13 protein-coding genes are annotated in these 14323 nt (G+C 64.1%); 5 read left to right on the top strand and 8 right to left on the bottom strand.

Features of this window, described 5'->3' with window-relative positions; genetic code table 11:
- Positions 1-10 precede the first annotated feature (10 nt).
- Together AL346_RS05505 and AL346_RS05500 are read right to left on the bottom strand one after the other, a co-directional pair.
- Positions 11-922 (bottom strand): AraC family transcriptional regulator, encoded by a 912-nt coding sequence (locus AL346_RS05505; protein ID WP_053193364.1) that lies wholly within the window; start codon positions 920-922, stop codon positions 11-13.
- Positions 919-1860: a helix-turn-helix domain-containing protein gene (locus AL346_RS05500; RefSeq protein ID WP_053193351.1), complete on the bottom strand. Its 942-nt coding sequence runs from the start codon at positions 1858-1860 to the stop codon at positions 919-921. The genes AL346_RS05505 and AL346_RS05500 overlap by 4 nt, the downstream gene beginning before the upstream one ends.
- A 248-nt stretch (positions 1861-2108) precedes the next feature.
- On the opposite strand from AL346_RS05500, the gene AL346_RS05495 reads away from it, so the two are divergent.
- Positions 2109-2720 (top strand): TetR-like C-terminal domain-containing protein, encoded by a 612-nt coding sequence (locus tag AL346_RS05495; protein WP_019403184.1) that lies wholly within the window; start codon positions 2109-2111, stop codon positions 2718-2720.
- A 195-nt stretch (positions 2721-2915) separates the two neighbouring features.
- On the opposite strand, the gene AL346_RS05490 is transcribed toward AL346_RS05495, so the two are convergent.
- The 5 genes from AL346_RS05490 to AL346_RS05470 form a co-directional block, all read right to left on the bottom strand.
- The gene (locus AL346_RS05490; RefSeq protein WP_019403185.1) at positions 2916-4298 is read right to left on the bottom strand and encodes an aldehyde dehydrogenase family protein; all 1383 of its coding nucleotides are present in this window, start codon (positions 4296-4298) and stop codon (positions 2916-2918) included.
- A 23-nt stretch (positions 4299-4321) separates the two neighbouring features.
- Positions 4322-5977, bottom strand: coding sequence for an acetolactate synthase large subunit (locus AL346_RS05485; protein ID WP_019403186.1), 1656 nt, complete (start codon positions 5975-5977; stop codon positions 4322-4324).
- A gap of 366 nt (positions 5978-6343) precedes the next feature.
- Positions 6344-7087, bottom strand: a complete 744-nt coding sequence (locus AL346_RS25320; protein ID WP_019403187.1) for a nuclear transport factor 2 family protein — start codon at positions 7085-7087, stop codon at positions 6344-6346.
- The gene (locus tag AL346_RS24530; protein ID WP_245258921.1) at positions 7002-7517 is read right to left on the bottom strand and encodes a nuclear transport factor 2 family protein; all 516 of its coding nucleotides are present in this window, start codon (positions 7515-7517) and stop codon (positions 7002-7004) included. Before AL346_RS24530 ends, AL346_RS25320 begins: the two co-directional genes overlap by 86 nt.
- Positions 7518-7633: 116 nt before the next feature.
- Positions 7634-8287, bottom strand: a complete 654-nt coding sequence (locus tag AL346_RS05470; protein WP_019403189.1) for a hydrolase — start codon at positions 8285-8287, stop codon at positions 7634-7636.
- Between the two features lie 348 nt (positions 8288-8635).
- Between AL346_RS05470 and AL346_RS05465 the strand changes: the two genes are divergently transcribed.
- The 4 genes from AL346_RS05465 (at position 8636) to AL346_RS05450 (ending at position 13467) form a co-directional block, all read left to right on the top strand.
- Positions 8636-9571 carry a pirin family protein gene (locus AL346_RS05465; RefSeq protein WP_019403190.1) on the top strand — a complete coding sequence of 312 codons (936 nt, stop codon included), beginning with the start codon at positions 8636-8638 and terminating at the stop codon, positions 9569-9571.
- Positions 9572-9595: 24 nt separating this feature from the next.
- The gene (locus AL346_RS05460) at positions 9596-10867 is read left to right on the top strand and encodes a DUF5996 family protein (protein ID WP_019403191.1); all 1272 of its coding nucleotides are present in this window, start codon (positions 9596-9598) and stop codon (positions 10865-10867) included.
- A 131-nt stretch (positions 10868-10998) separates the two neighbouring features.
- Entirely contained in the window at positions 10999-12003 is a 1005-nt protein-coding gene (locus tag AL346_RS05455; RefSeq protein WP_019403192.1) for a zinc-dependent alcohol dehydrogenase family protein, read from the top strand.
- A 444-nt stretch (positions 12004-12447) separates the two neighbouring features.
- Positions 12448-13467: a GSU2403 family nucleotidyltransferase fold protein gene (locus AL346_RS05450; RefSeq protein WP_019403193.1), complete on the top strand. Its 1020-nt coding sequence runs from the start codon at positions 12448-12450 to the stop codon at positions 13465-13467.
- Between the two features lie 117 nt (positions 13468-13584).
- On the opposite strand, the gene AL346_RS05445 is transcribed toward AL346_RS05450, so the two are convergent.
- The gene (locus tag AL346_RS05445) at positions 13585-14313 is read right to left on the bottom strand and encodes an HXXEE domain-containing protein (protein ID WP_019403194.1); all 729 of its coding nucleotides are present in this window, start codon (positions 14311-14313) and stop codon (positions 13585-13587) included.
- Positions 14314-14323 lie beyond the last annotated feature (10 nt).

The following is a 14323-nucleotide window of genomic DNA, read 5'->3' as shown; positions in this document are numbered from 1 at the left end:
CCATTGAAAGTCACTGCGGCGCGATAGAACGCACTGGATCGCGAATCGCCCGACGATAGTCGGTCGGGCTCATGTGCCGATGCTTGATGAACATCCGGGCCAGCACCTGGTTCGACGAATATCCCACCTCCTGCGCGATCTCGGTGACCGGAAGGTCCGTCGTCTCAAGGAGTTCGCAGGCTTTCTCCATCCTCAGCCGGGTCAGGTACACCCGTGGCGGCACACCGACGCTCTGCTTGAACATGCGCGCGAAATGAAAGGGTGAGAGTCGGGCCTCCGCGGCCAGTTCATCGAGGCTGATGTCTTCCGAAAGCCGCGCCCGCATAAGCTCCAAACACCGCTGCTGAGCCCACGGAGCAAGACCGCCCTTTGCAGTCGCCAACGGTGTCCCGCCCAACCGGCACAACTCGGCCATAATCTCCAAACCTGCAGCCCGCGCCAGCAGCCGCGAAGGTACCCCCTCGTCATTGCAGAGAGCCCACAGGTTCCGCAGCGCCGACCGGATGGCCGGTGAGTCGAACACTCGGCCGTAGATGCAGGAGTTGTCGAGCGAGAACCGGCCGCCGGCGGCTTCGTCAAGCACGCCTTGCCATTGTGCCACAGGGAACGCCAGGCTGCGGAGCCGATGGCTGTCGTCATTGATCACCGTGGTCGCGAAGTTCGGCGCGGCGACGGCGAGGGTGCCTTTCACGGTCGTGATATCGAAGCGGCCTCCTCCCAGGTCTCCCCTGACACGACTGCAGCCAAGCATGTCCTCCATCAGGACGATGTCCGGCAGGGCCGGGCGGGACATGTCCCCGGCTGGTCGCTGGACCTCAAGAAGGTCGAGAATTGCGCCCGGGGATTTCATCGTGCGCAAGTAGGACGCATGTCGGCCGTTGCTGTGCCACTGGGCGAATGACGAATGGGCATGGACGGTCATTGCCGTCCCTCCAGAGCCGGACGCGCGCGAAGTGAGATCGATGGGCGAACCGGATCGCGAACGGCCCGACGATAGTCGGACGGGCTCATGTGTTGATGCTTGATGAATACCCGGGCGAGAACCTGGTTCGACGAATATCCCACCTCCTGCGCGATCTCCGTGATCGGAAGGTCCGTCCGCTCGAGAAGTTCGCAGGCTTTCTCCATCCTCAGCCGGGTCAGGTACACCCGTGGCGGCACACCGACGCTCTGCTTGAACATGCGCGCGAAATGAAAGGGAGAGAGCCGCGCTTCGGCCGCCAGTTCGTCGAGGCTGATGTCTTCCGAAAGCCGCGTCCGCAGCAGTTCCAGGCAGCGCCGCTCCGCCCCGGGGGCAAGGCCGCCCTTTGTCGGAGTGAAAGGTGCTCCGCCCAGCCGGCACAACTCGGCCAAAATCTCGCAGCCTGCGGCCTGCGCCAACAGGCGCGACGGCGCACCCTCCTCATCGCACAAGACCCACAGGTTCCGCACCGCGGACCGGATCGTTGGCGAAGCGAACGCCCCCATACAGAGTTTCTGATAGTCCAGAGAAAACCGCCCTTCGGCGGCTTCATCCAGAACAGGCTGCCACTGCGCCAACGGAAACGACAAGCTGCGAAGCTCATGCGCTGCGTCGACAATGACCGTGTTTGCGAACCGCGGAGCAGAGAGAAAGAAGCTGCCCTTTTCACTCCTCACAACGAAGCGCCCCCCTCCCATATCGCCGCTGACACGACTGCCACCATGCAGGTCCTGGTATAGGACGAGATCCGGGACGGCGGGGTCGGACATGTCCCCGGCCGGCTGCGCGGCCTCCAGCAGATGAATGATGTCACCTGCGGACTTAATCGTGCGCACATAGTGCGCAAGGTGACCGTTGCTGTACCATTGAGCGAAAGAGGAATAGGCAGGCACGGTCATGCGGTGTCTCCTATGCTTCTCGCAGCCCTCCCAATCCGAGCCGGGGGCCTGTTTCGCGCCGCGCAGACCGACCGGTAGACGCAATTGGCCAAAGCAAATCCTTCCTTCCGGCGGTGTGCGAAAGGCATTGCCGCGATCTTCGTCTCCGGCCCCGAAGTCAGTCAGAAATACCCGCTGAAGCTCGCCTCGATCTCTTCTCACGCATAGGTTGAGACGCTACCGTTCCATCCACAGTGGAGGGCTTTTGGATGGAACGCAAGAGTGTCGACCTCACAAAAAGACGGCAACCGAGTGGGGCGGCGGTCATCCGGCCCGAACTGACGACGGCGCTGTTCAGAGCCTTGTTCGAGGAGTGGGCAGAAACCGGCTTTGCGGCAGTAAGCCTGGAGCGCGTGGCGGCACGGGCGGGCGCCGGCAAGGCGGCGATATACCGGCGCTGGCCGTCGAAGCTGGAATTCGCGTGCGAAGCGATACGAAGTGTCGAGGTCATGCGGTTGGGTGCCACAGACCAAGGCTCTCTGCAGGCGGACATCAGGGAGTACCTTCGAGCGACGCGCGCGGTCCTGCGGCATCCTCTGGTCCGCCGCATAATCCCCGATCTGATTGCCGAACGTCTGCGATCGAACGAATTGGCGTCGATGCTGCATGGCATCGCGGAGGCACGGCGACAGTTCGGACATCGACTGCTGGATCGCGCCATTGCCCGAAACGAATTGCGCGCGGATCTCGACAGGGAGCTGGCGCTCGATCTTCTCTTTGCTCCCCTCTACTCACGCATGATCGTCCGAGGGAAAAGCTTCACGAAGGCCGAACTTGACAGGTTGGGCATCGCCCTGCATGCCGCCATCAGGACCTGTTGAAGCAGGGCCGGCACCAGCGCGGGGACGCAGCACGTCGTTCCTGCCGGCATGGCGCGACCGTCCGTCGATCTCCGACCCGCAGCGAAACATCGCAAGAACGGCAGATCGAGCTTTTTCGGCAGGTCCATCCGGACTTCGGCGCCGAGGTCTGCGCCGCGCTGGACGCGCTGGACCCGCAGTTCTGATCGAACGAGGTCAGCTCCTGCGCATCAGGATCATCTTCTCCTGCGTCATGTCGCGCATCGTGTAGGGAATGCCGCCGGTTCCGTATCCGGACTCCCTGCGGCCGGCAAAGGGCATCCAGTCGGTGCGGAAGGCGGTGGGATCGTTGATCATCACGGCCGAGGCATCGAGGCGGTCGGCGGCGCGCAACGCGACATCGATATCCTGCGCGAAGATGCTCGCCTGGAAGGCAGTCGGCAGCGCATTGGCCTGACGGATCGCGTCGTCGAGATCGCGGTAGCGATAGACCGCGACGACAGGGCCAAAAACCTCCAGCATCGAAATCTTCGCATCGGCGGCGGGGTCGAGCAGAACCGCCGGCTGCAGGGTCGTCTCGGACAGGCGCTTGCCGCCGGTCGCAAGCGTGGCCCCGCCCTTGACCGCTTCCTCGATCCACTGTCCGACCCTGTCGGCCTCGCGCGGCAGGATCAGCGGTCCGACTTCGGTGTCCTTCAGGGTGGGGTCGGCGGTGCGCAGTTTGTCGACGCGGGTGACGAGCTTCTGCGTGAAGTCATCGGCGATGTCGCTATGGACGAAGATGCGCTGCGTCGACACGCAGACCTGCCCGGCATGATAGTAGCCGCCCTTGACGATCGGCTCGATGACCTTGTCGAGATCGGCGCTGCGGTCGACGATCGCCGGCGCGGCGCCGCCATGCTCCAGCGCCGAGCGCGCGCCGGGGGCGAGCTTGGAATGCAGGGACCAGCCGACCCGGGCAGAGCCGATGAAGCTGAGGAAGGCAACACGGCTATCGGTCGCCAGCCTTTCGGCCAGTGCGTTGTCTTCCGTGACGAAGGTCTGGCACCAATGCTCGGGAAGGCCGGCCTCGCGAACCAGCGCCACGAAATCGAGGCAGGACAGCGGCGTCGTGGTCGCCGGCTTGACGATGACCGGACAGCCGACTGCGATGGCCGGCGCGACCTGGTGAACGATCAGGTTCAGCGGATGGTTGAAGGCGGAAATCGCCGCGACGACCCCGATGGGCTCCTTGGTCGTGAAGGCCCAGCGGTTCTCGGCGGCCGTCGACAGTCCCATCGGGATCTCGCGGCCGGCGAAATTGCGCAGCTCGTCGGCGGCGTTGTGGACCCCGTCGATGGCGCGATTGGTCTCGACGGTGGCGTCGGGCAGCGGCTTGCCGCCCTCGCGCGCGATCTGCAGGGCGAGATGATCGCGTTTGCCCTCCATCAGCGCGGCCAGCTTGCGCAGGATCGTAATGCGCTGATGAGGCTTCAGCCAGCCGTCGCGATCCCTGAAGGCGCGATCGGCGGCTTGCAACTTGCGCTCCAGCGCGGGGGCATCGTCGGACTCGATCTCCGCGATCGGCGCGCGATCGAAGGCTTGCACGACTGTCAGCATTGGCGGTGCTCCTCGACCTGCATTCACGCGCATTCCACGTCGGGCGTGCGGTTGCGCAATTCGTCGACCAGCACGCGCGTGTTTTCGGAATAGTCGATCGGCACATCGACCAGATGGACCCCGCCGCCGGCGAAAGCGGCCTCGAGCGTCGGCACGAGATCCTCGACCGCCGTAACCCGTGAACCCTTCGCGCCATAGGCCTGGGCATAGTGCACGAGGTCGGGATTGCCGAAGCTCATGCCGAAATCCGGAAAACCGTCGACCGCCTGCTTCCAGCGGATCATGCCATAGGCGCTGTCGTTGAGAATGACGACGACGAGATTCAGGCCGAGGCGCACCGCCGTTTCCATCTCCTGCGAATTCATCATGAAGCCGCCGTCGCCGCAGACCGCCATGACGCGGCGGTCCGGATGAAGCATTGCCGCCATCATCGCCGAGGGCAGGCCGGCGCCCATCGTCGCAAGCGCATTGTCGAGCAACAGCGTGTTGGCGACATGGGTGCGGTAGTTGCGCGCGAACCAGATCTTGTACATGCCGTTGTCGAGGCACACGATGCCGTCCTCCGGCATCACCTTGCGAACGTCATGAACGATGCGCTGGGGCGTGACCGGAAAACGGTCCTCCTCGGCGCGGTCGTTGAGGCGGGCGAGAATACGCTGGCGCAGATCGAGCATTCCCTCGTCGGGCGTCAGCTTTCCTTCGAGCCGCTCGGCAAGCCCCTCGACGGCAGCACCGATGTCGCCGATCACCTCGATATCGGGGTGGTAGACCTGCTCGACCGTGGCGGACTGGTAGCCGACATGGATGACTCGTGGCCCGCCGGCGCTTTTCATCAGGAAGGGCGGCTTCTCGACCGTATCGTGGCCGATGGCGATGATCAGGTCGGCGCGCTCGACGGCCTCGTGGACGTAGTCGCCCTCCGACAGCGCCGCGGTTCCCATGTAGAGATTCGAGCCGCCGGTGACCGCGCCCTTGCCCATTTGCGTGTTGAAGAACGGCAGCCGCGTGCGTCTCACGAAGCTCGAAAGCGCCTCGACCAGAGCAGGCCGGTTGCCTGCCGCACCGATCATGACGAGCGGTCGGCTGGCGCCAAGGATTATCTCAGCCGCGCCGTCGAGCGACAGGGCCGAGGCGACAGGCCGCTCTGCGGTGTGGACCGGAATGACGGAGGCGTTCTCGACCTCTTCGGCCGCGACGTCCTCCGGCAATTCCAGATGCACCGGCCCGGGTCGCTCTTCCGTCGCGACGCGAAAGGCGTCACGCACCGTGGAGGGTATGGCGGCTGCGCTGACGATCTGACGCGTCATCTTGGTCAGCGGCTTCATCGACGCCACGATATCGACGATCTGGAATCGGGCCTGCTTGGCGCTCATCACAGGCTTCTGGCCAGTGATGAGGATCATCGGCATGGCCCCGAGATGCGCATAGGCCGCACCGGTGGAGAAGTTCAGCGCGCCGGGGCCGAGCGTAGCCAGGCAGACACCGGGTCTGCCCGTCAGCCGCCCATGCGTCGCGGCCATGAAGGCCGCGGCCTGCTCATGACGCGTCAAGACCAGCTCGATACCGGAGGTTCGCAACGACTCCAGGAGGTCGAGATTCTCCTCGCCCGGCACACCGAAGACGCGATCCACGCCCTCGTTCTCCAGCGCGGCAACAAGAAGGTCCGATCCTTTGGGCATGGTTTAGAGCCTTGTGTTGACGGTTTCGACGGAACGCGCGGCGATCATACAGGGGTAAGTGCAATTGCCACCATCGCCCCGGAGTCATGTCGCCGACGACCGATCAGATCATGTGCGGTCCCTGATGAGATGCCCGGACGATTGGGGCGACTTGTGCCAAGAACCTCGATGGACCGCTTCATCGCGAGGCGGTGCTCATCTGGAAGGTGACGCGCGGGATGCCGCCGAGCCCCTCGCTCGGCTGGTCCCGGTGAGATGCGCCCAGCCGGGAAGGAGGGCCGCGAAACTGTCGACGCCCGTTCCATGACGGGTTCTCACAAGTCATTGTCGATCCTGATGGACCGCATCGGATGGGGTGGTTCGCGACTATCCCGGCTTCGGCGCAGCGCCATGTGCTCCTTCCTCGGGGTCGAACATCGAAATGCCGCTGTCGGCCGCCGTCGCAGCCACCTCGCTCTGCAACACGTCCCAGTGCTCGGCCAGCCTGCCGTCCTCGATCCGAAAGATGTCGACTGCGATCAGCGGTTCGTCCGCCCAGCCGCGGATGCGTCCGTGGATGGCGACGAGATCGTCGCCGGCGACGATCAGTCCGGGCTCGTAGAAGACGTGCTCCGGCAGGCCGGTGACGATCGCCTGCAACGCGTCGCGACCTTGGGGAATGTTTGGGTTGTGCTGGATGTAGTCCCGGGCGTAGAGCCGTTCCACGGCCGACGCGTCACGACGCTGGAAAAGAGAGGTCATCGCCTCGAGGACGAGTTCCTTGTTGCGCCGCGGCCGATCGTCGGAGCTGCGATGCGCGGGCCGTGTGATCGCCATTTTGCCGGTCATTCGTAGGAACTGCCCGTCGGGCAGTGTCGCAAACGAGAAGACCAGACTGCGATCGTAGTCCTGAACATTCGTGACCGTCGCGCCGCTCTCCTCCTGCCAGCTGACCGCGAAGATGCTGTTGCCGATCGGCACGACCTGAATATCGACGGTTTCGGTCCGGGCGAATGGCCCTTCCTTGATCTCGAACCTCAATTGCTCAGTGGACAGAAGCGTCAGGCTGACTTGGAAATTCGGATAGGAGACATCCATCTCCAGTCCCACAGGAAAGCCAGATCCGGTCATGTGCAGCAGCTCCTTTAAACCGACAGAGGCCCCGGCGGGGTCGTCGCCAGCTTGGCTCTCCGCTCAGGACGCCATCCCCATTCAAGGTCCCGGTTGATCGAGGAAAACAAACATGCAGGGTTCGAAGGAGGCCGCCTTCGACATGCGCGACATCGGTGCCCGTGGCCGCGAACGGACCTCCGGCCGGGCCGACGCCCCACTGCAAGCGACCGACGCCGTTGTGGCCCACTGCCGGCCTCAACGCGGTGAACACGAAGCCCGGAGGCAGATGCTCCAGAACGTCCGCTACGGCCTGCGAGATCGCTTCATGTCCTCGCGCCGAACGCTCGGGTTCGTGAAGCTCCGCGTTTTCTGCGTAGATCCTTTGGATCGCCGCGATGCGCCGCGTGGGGTCACGTTCGCCGAACACCAGATCGAGGTTGGCCTGCATGAGTTTCTCGAAATCCATCCGTGCCTCCTTCGCGGCAGCTTTGAGCAGCGCCATGGATGACGAGGCCACGCCCGTTCGCGGGATGCCTCGGGCTCGCCTCGCCATCGCAACTCAAATCAGCTCGCCGGGCTCGGCACCGGCGTGTTGAGCAACTGCTGCTCCCACAGATAGGCGATGCCGCTGCCCGCGGCATGCTGGATGACCACCTCGTTGAGCGCCCCGGCGGTCTCGCTCCGCGCCCAGTCGCGCTGCCATTCCGCCGCCAGCGCCATCCAGGTGATCATGTTCACGCCGGCCGCGATCATGCGCTGGATGGCGATTTCATGCGCCTCTGTCGAAACGGCGCCGGACGCATCGGTGACGACTGTCACGTCCCAGCCTTCGCCGGCCGCCTGGATTGCCGGCATCGCGACGCAGACCTCGGTCCACAGGCCGGCCAGGACCAGTTGCTTGCGACCTGTCGCCTTGACCACGTCGACAACCTTGGGATCCTCCCAGGTGTTGATCAGCGTACGGTCGATGATCTCCTGGCCGGGAAACACGTCGGTGATCTGCGGGAAGATATGACCGCCACGATCCGCGACGACGCTGGTCAGGATGGTGGGCACGCCGAAGACCTTCGCAGCCTTCGCCAGCGCGGCCGAATTGTTGACCACGGCATGCGGATCGTGGCTGTTCAAGTTCGCCAGCTGGTAGGGCTGATGGTCTATCAGGACCAGTACGGAATCCTCGGGGCGAAGAAGCGAAGCAAGGCCGTTGCGAAAAGTCATTCCAATCTCCTGAGTCCTGAGGGAAGCGCTCATCGGCGGCTGGTAACTAGCGAATGCGCTTGGGCCTTGCGGTGCAGGACATGCCGCTCTGGTGCCGTTCTTGCTCCCTTTCCGGCGCGTCGCGACGCGGAGGCTTGAGTTCGTTCGTTTTCTCGGAAAGGGTGCGACCAAATTTCGACGCATCTGCCTGCGGGAATGCGTGACTGCCAGACCGATACGGCAGGGCCTGCTCCTGCCACGCTGCGTCGCGGACGTTCGCGGAAATTACCGATGTCGGGGGCGTTTCGGCCGCCAGCTCCGACGATCGCTCGGCAGGATCAGGCGCTCCGAAGACAAGGGATAACGCACATGAGCTGGAACCCATCAATCGAACCGGGCTGTCCCGACGAGGTCGGGGTCGATGCGATCGAGACCCTGATCGTCCCGCGCTCGCGCGACCTTGGCGGCTTCGAGGTCCGGCGCGCCCTGCCCGCACCGAAGCGCCAGATGGTCGGGCCGTTCATCTTCTTCGACCAGGCCGGGCCGGCCGAGTTGCTGACGGGACAGGGCGTCGACGTCCGGCCGCATCCGCATATCGGCCTTGGCACGGTCACCTATCTTTTCCAGGGCGACTTCCATCACCGTGACAGCACCGGCGCCGATCAGATCATTAGGCCCGGTGCGCTCAACTGGATGGTCGCGGGGCGCGGCGTCACGCATTCGGAGCGCACCTCCGCGACGGCGCGGAGCGGCCCGAACAGCCTGTTCGGGATCCAGACCTGGCTGGCCTTGCCGGACAGCCATGAGGATGTGGCCCCCAGCTTTGAGCATCATGGCAAGGAGACGCTTCCAGTCATCGAGGACCGTGGCGTCTCGGTTCGGCTTATCCTCGGAAACGCCTACGGCATGGCGGCGCCCGCCACGATGCTCTCCGAGACATTCTACGCAGATGTAAGGCTCGAGCCGGGAAGCCGGCTGCCGATGCCGGACAACCACGAAGACCGCGGCATCTATATCGTCGAAGGCTCGATCTCGGTTGCCGGACAGGAATTCGAGGCAGGCCAGATGATGGTGTTCCGGCCGGGGGACCGCATCTCGGTTGCTGCCGGGGACCGCGGCGCGCGGCTAATGATCCTCGGCGGCGCGACCTTCAACGGACCGCGCTACATCTGGTGGAACTTCGTCGCCTCGTCGCAGGAGCGCATCGAACTCGCCAAGGCCGAATGGCGCGCCGCGAACTGGGGCAACGGCCGCTTCGATCTGCCCGTCGACGACCGCAACGAGCACATTCCCCTTCCGGATTGACCGGAGCCAGCCTGGAGGACCGAAATGACCAAGTGGCCCGACCTCGACTACCTCAGCTGGCGCGAGACGTGTTCAGCGCTGCATCTCTACGTCCAGGTCGCCGGCAAGTACCGGCTCGCCCACACGCCATGGCTCAACCATTCGTGGAACGCGACCTTCTACGTCACGCCGAACGGTCTCGCCTCCTCGCCCATTCCCGACGGCCCGGGCATCGAAATCCTGTTCGACCTGCGCGAGCACAAGGTCTTGGGCACCAGCGGCAACGGCCGCAGGGTGTCGTTCGATCTCGGGCCGACCACGGTCGCGACGTTCCACGCGCGCTTCGTTCGACTGATCACGGAGCTCGGCGGCACCCCGACCTTCAACGGCCGACCGAACGAGGTGCCCTTCCCGGTACCCTTCGCCGAGGATGATCGCGACCGACCCTATGATCGCGAAGCCGTCCAGCGCTTCCATCAGGCCCTGATGGCGGTCGACAGGGTCTTCAACCGGTTCCGCACGTCGTTCCTTGGCAAGTCCAGTCCCGTTCATCTGTTCTGGGGCGCGCTCGACCTGGCGGTCACCCGCTTTTCGGGCAGGCGCGCGCCGCTTCATCCGGCGGGCATCCCCGCCTTGCCCGACGACGTGGCGCAGGAGGCCTATGACCGCGAGGTGTCCTCGGCGGGCTTCTGGCCGGGCGGTAACGGTATCGACTATCCGGCCTTCTATGCCTACGCCTATCCGGCCCCGGCCGGCTACCGCGCAGCGTCGGTCCGGCCCGACGCCGCGTTCTGGCACGAGGGCCTGTCGGAATTCGTCCTCCCCTATGATGCCGTGCGGTCGGCCGCCGATCCCGACGAAGCCCTGATGGCGTTCCTCGTCTCGACCTACGAGGCCGCCGCCGATCTGGGCGGATGGGACCGCGAGCTTCTCGAATGCGCGCATGGAGCGCCGCGGCAGGTCCGCACGCCCGATGCCGAAACGGTCAAGCCCGCGGCCCCGACCGGCGAGGAACGGGTCGAGCGCGAGGATGGCGCGTCGAAGGGACGCTACCGCCTCGTCGTCGACGGCATGGAGGCCGAGATGACCTACAGCCGGGCCGGCGAAGGCCTGATCATCATCGACCACACGGAAGTGCCTGCGGGCTTGCGCGGCCGCAAGGTCGGCGAGCGGCTGGTGCGCCAGGCGATCGAGGATGCGCGGCGCGACGGCATTGCCATCATACCGCTCTGTCCTTTCGCGAAAGCACAGATCGGTCGCCACCCGGAATGGCAGGACGTGCTGCGTCGGTCACAAGAGGGAGCCGGCGGATCGTGACATCGCTCCCCGGCATCTTGATCGGCCGGCCCGCTGCTCCCGAGGAAGTCGCCGGGAGCCAAATGAGAGCGATGATGTGTACCTGCCCATAAGGCTCCTCCCCTCAATTGGGTTTGATAAAGGGTGAGATCATGACCGACACGATGAAAGCGATCGTCCTCGAAAAGTTCGGTGGCTACGACGCGTTCGAGCTGCGCGATGTTTCCGTACCGGCTGTCGGGCCGCGACAGGTCCGGGTGCGCGTTCACGCCACTGCCATCAATCCCCTGGACTATCAGATCCGCCGCGGCGACTACGTCGAATATGTGCCGCTCCCCGCCATCATCGGTCACGACGTTTCCGGCGTCGTGGAAGAGAAGGGGGCCGACGTGAGCGTGTTCGAGATAGGCGACGAGGTTTACTACACGCCCAAAATCTTCGGCGGCCCCGGCTCATATGCGGAGCAGCACGTCGTCGATGTCGATCTGGTCGCTCGCAAGCCGCACAATATCAGTCATCTGGAGGCTGCCAGCCTGACGCTGGTTGGCGGTACGATCTGGGAAGCCTTGGTGACCCGCGCCCAGCTTGCCGTCCATGAAACGATTTTGATCCACGGGGGCGCCGGCGGTGTGGGCACCGTGGCGATCCAGCTTGCCAAGGCGATGGGTGCGCGGGTCATCACGACGGCGCGCTCCAGCAACCATGACTTCGTCCGTTCGCTCGGAGCGGACGAGGTAATCGACTACGCCTCCGATGACTATGTCTCAGCCGTGGCGGACCTGACGCATGGGCAGGGGGTGAACGTCGTGTTCGACACCATCGGCGGCGACACCCTGACGAAAAGCCCGCTCGCCCTCGCGGATGCCGGACGGGTGGTCAGCATCGTCGACATCGCACAGCCGCAAAACCTGATCGAGGCGTGGGGCAAGAATGCCGCCTACCATTTCGTGTTCACACGGCAGAACCGCGGCAAGCTCGACGCGCTGACAAACCTCGTCGAGCGCGGCCTGATCAAGCCTGTCATCGGCGCGGTACTGCCTCTGGCTCGGGTCGGCGATGCGCATGAATTGCTCGAAGGCGGAAGCTCCCGTGGGCTTCGCGGCAAGGTGGCGATCGATGTTGTGGGCCAGACTATCGAACTCCCCACGCAGAGATAGATACAACGATTAGGACAGCGGCATTTTCCCAAAGTACCCTCGTTTTCGGGACGGCAGCATCGCCGCCTTCCGCCGGAAAGCGGCCGTTTCCCTGTTCACCCCTGTCGGCCATCGGCGCTGACGTTTCGAGGTCGATCGCCGTTAGGACGAGACTTCGTCCCGGCCGCATTCCCCCGGCCGCCGGTTCGGCTGCTCAGGTCGATCTTCTCGATCTCCTCCATCCAATGATCCGGCCCGGGCCGGTTGTCGGCGAACGGAACCGTTCCTCCGGCTCGATGCGCTATCGTTCAATCGCTTACGCCGGAGCGCGCCAGCGCGGTAAATGAGATGGCCTGCTTCTCGGAAGGCCTGATCCATGTGCATCAGTCATTTTTCTGCTGCACACTTGTGTCCGTGTGCATCAAAATATTATTTGATGCACATAGCGCGGAGACATGGAGCGCCATGAAAATCGTTGCTCACAGCCGTCCGGCCGTCGTGGCCTATCAGGACCTGCTACGTCTTCATCTCGACGAAAGGGCCTCCGGTCTGGTTGGCACCATCGAGGAGCGGCAGCGCAACGGGCGAACCTATCTCTATGAGCGCTTCCGGATCGGAACCGAGATGATGAGCCGGTATCTCGGCGAAGACAAACCGGAGCTGCGTCAACGCCTGGAACGCGCGGAAGCGCTGAAGGCCGACGCGGAAGAGCGCAGGAAGCGGATGGCGAGGCTCACCAGGACGCTCCGAGCCGAGGGCTTCATCACGACCGATCGCGAAACAGGATCATTGCTTCTCGCTTTTTCTCGGGCAGGGGTGTTCCGGCTTGGCGGTACGCTCGTGGGAACATCAGCTTACAGCCTCTACCAGGGCGACCTCGGGGTGCGCATGGATTACGAGGAGCTGGCCCAAACCGGCGACATCGATTTCGCCAGTTTCGAACGGCTGTCGGTTGTTCTGGAAGACAAGGTTGAAGAGAATCCCGCCGAGATACTCAAGTTGCTCAAGTTTGATCCGGTGCCCGGTATAAATGATCGGCAGATTTGGAAATGGCGGCAGAGTCACTCGGAAGCAATGGTCGAGTTTCTGACGCCGGCCTTTGGCGAGGAAAAGGTCAAGCCGCTGCCTGCATTGGGGGTGAGCGCCCAGGCCCTGAACTATCTGAACTTTCTGATCGCCGACCCGATTCACGTGGTCGCTCTATACCGTTCTGGCGTTCTGGTTCAGATACCGCGGCCCGAGCGATTCGCCATTCACAAGCTGATCGTGGCCGATCGGCGCCTTGGCGGGCCTGATCAGTTGAAGGCTCGAAAGGACCGGGCCCAGGCCGAGTTCCTTGTGTCGGTTCTTTCTGAGGACCGCCCGGACGATCTCGCAGAAGCCTATCAGGATGCGCTGTCGCGTGGTCCTCGCTGGCGTGACCGGATCAAGGCGAGTTTGAAACGCATGCCCGATACGGCAGAACGGCTTTCGGCACTGGTTTGATAAGGGCTCGGAAGGCTCACGTCCGGTGCTGCGCCTTCCGCATGAGCGCGTTCGCTCCATGCCCTTGAGCAAATCTTGCTCTCCTCAAGGCGATTACCGCTTCGCGCCCCATGGCTGTCATTCTTGGCGACCACGCCTGATCCTAAAAGCTGCGGGCTGCTTTTCGTATTCCGCCGACCAAGGAGCATGAGGTCGCCGCATGATTGCGGCAACCAGGAGGATCGGGATCGCCGGATTGGCGACCTCAATTGCGACGAGGGTGTTTTCGCCGAGCGAGCCCATCAAAAAGGCTCCGAGCGTCAGGATCAGCACCGCATGCACTACGATGCCGCCGGCGATTGTGGCGGCCACCATTCGCCATCCAAGGTCCGGCCTCCGCAACGCAATCCACAAGGTCCAAAGCGACAGCGGCAGGAACAGAAGAACCGCGGTGAGCAGGCCCGGGTTATAACTGCCGGCCGCGAATGCCGGACCGATGTGCGCGAAGGCATTGACCGTCGGCACACCGAAATAGCTCAGCGCGATGGCCGGCCAGCGGCGCCCCAGCAGGGCGGCGATGGGACCTGCGAGCCACGCCACGGGAATATTCACCGCGGTGATGAAGGCATCCGGAATGGGGCAGGCTGCCGCACTGGCGAATCCGAAGAAGGTGCAAAGCGTGCCGCGGAAGGCGTAGGGCGCGCCTCGCGCGTCGATGCCATGCTCTTCGAACTGGTGGAGCAGATAGGCGGCAGTGGCCGCCCAGGCGAGCCACACCATGTCATGGGTGTGCGGCACGGCGCGATCGCCGCGCATGTCGCCGATGGTGAGCCCTAGCAGGAGCATCGCGGCCAGGCCGAGCCCCATCCAAGGCCAG

Source organism: Chelatococcus sp. CO-6 (genome assembly GCF_001271345.1).
Lineage (GTDB): Bacteria > Pseudomonadota > Alphaproteobacteria > Rhizobiales > Beijerinckiaceae > Chelatococcus_A > Chelatococcus_A caeni.
This window is presented reverse-complemented; position numbering and strand designations above follow the sequence as displayed.

What these genes read in the sequence shown, in the direction of transcription:
- AL346_RS05505 (WP_053193364.1), bottom strand. Translation starts at nt 922, where the DNA reads ATGACCGTCCATGCCCATTCGTCATTCGCCCAGTGGCACAGCAACGGC.
- AL346_RS05500 (WP_053193351.1), bottom strand. Translation starts at nt 1,860, where the DNA reads ATGACCGTGCCTGCCTATTCCTCTTTCGCTCAATGGTACAGCAACGGT.
- AL346_RS05495 (WP_019403184.1), top strand. Translation starts at nt 2,109, where the DNA reads ATGGAACGCAAGAGTGTCGACCTCACAAAAAGACGGCAACCGAGTGGG.
- AL346_RS05490 (WP_019403185.1), bottom strand. Translation starts at nt 4,298, where the DNA reads ATGCTGACAGTCGTGCAAGCCTTCGATCGCGCGCCGATCGCGGAGATC.
- AL346_RS05485 (WP_019403186.1), bottom strand. Translation starts at nt 5,977, where the DNA reads ATGCCCAAAGGATCGGACCTTCTTGTTGCCGCGCTGGAGAACGAGGGC.
- AL346_RS25320 (WP_019403187.1), bottom strand. Translation starts at nt 7,087, where the DNA reads ATGACCGGATCTGGCTTTCCTGTGGGACTGGAGATGGATGTCTCCTAT.
- AL346_RS24530 (WP_245258921.1), bottom strand. Translation starts at nt 7,517, where the DNA reads ATGCAGGCCAACCTCGATCTGGTGTTCGGCGAACGTGACCCCACGCGG.
- AL346_RS05470 (WP_019403189.1), bottom strand. Translation starts at nt 8,287, where the DNA reads ATGACTTTTCGCAACGGCCTTGCTTCGCTTCTTCGCCCCGAGGATTCC.
- AL346_RS05465 (WP_019403190.1), top strand. Translation starts at nt 8,636, where the DNA reads ATGAGCTGGAACCCATCAATCGAACCGGGCTGTCCCGACGAGGTCGGG.
- AL346_RS05460 (WP_019403191.1), top strand. Translation starts at nt 9,596, where the DNA reads ATGACCAAGTGGCCCGACCTCGACTACCTCAGCTGGCGCGAGACGTGT.
- AL346_RS05455 (WP_019403192.1), top strand. Translation starts at nt 10,999, where the DNA reads ATGACCGACACGATGAAAGCGATCGTCCTCGAAAAGTTCGGTGGCTAC.
- AL346_RS05450 (WP_019403193.1), top strand. Translation starts at nt 12,448, where the DNA reads ATGAAAATCGTTGCTCACAGCCGTCCGGCCGTCGTGGCCTATCAGGAC.
- AL346_RS05445 (WP_019403194.1), bottom strand. Translation starts at nt 14,313, where the DNA reads ATGGGGCTCGGCCTGGCCGCGATGCTCCTGCTAGGGCTCACCATCGGC.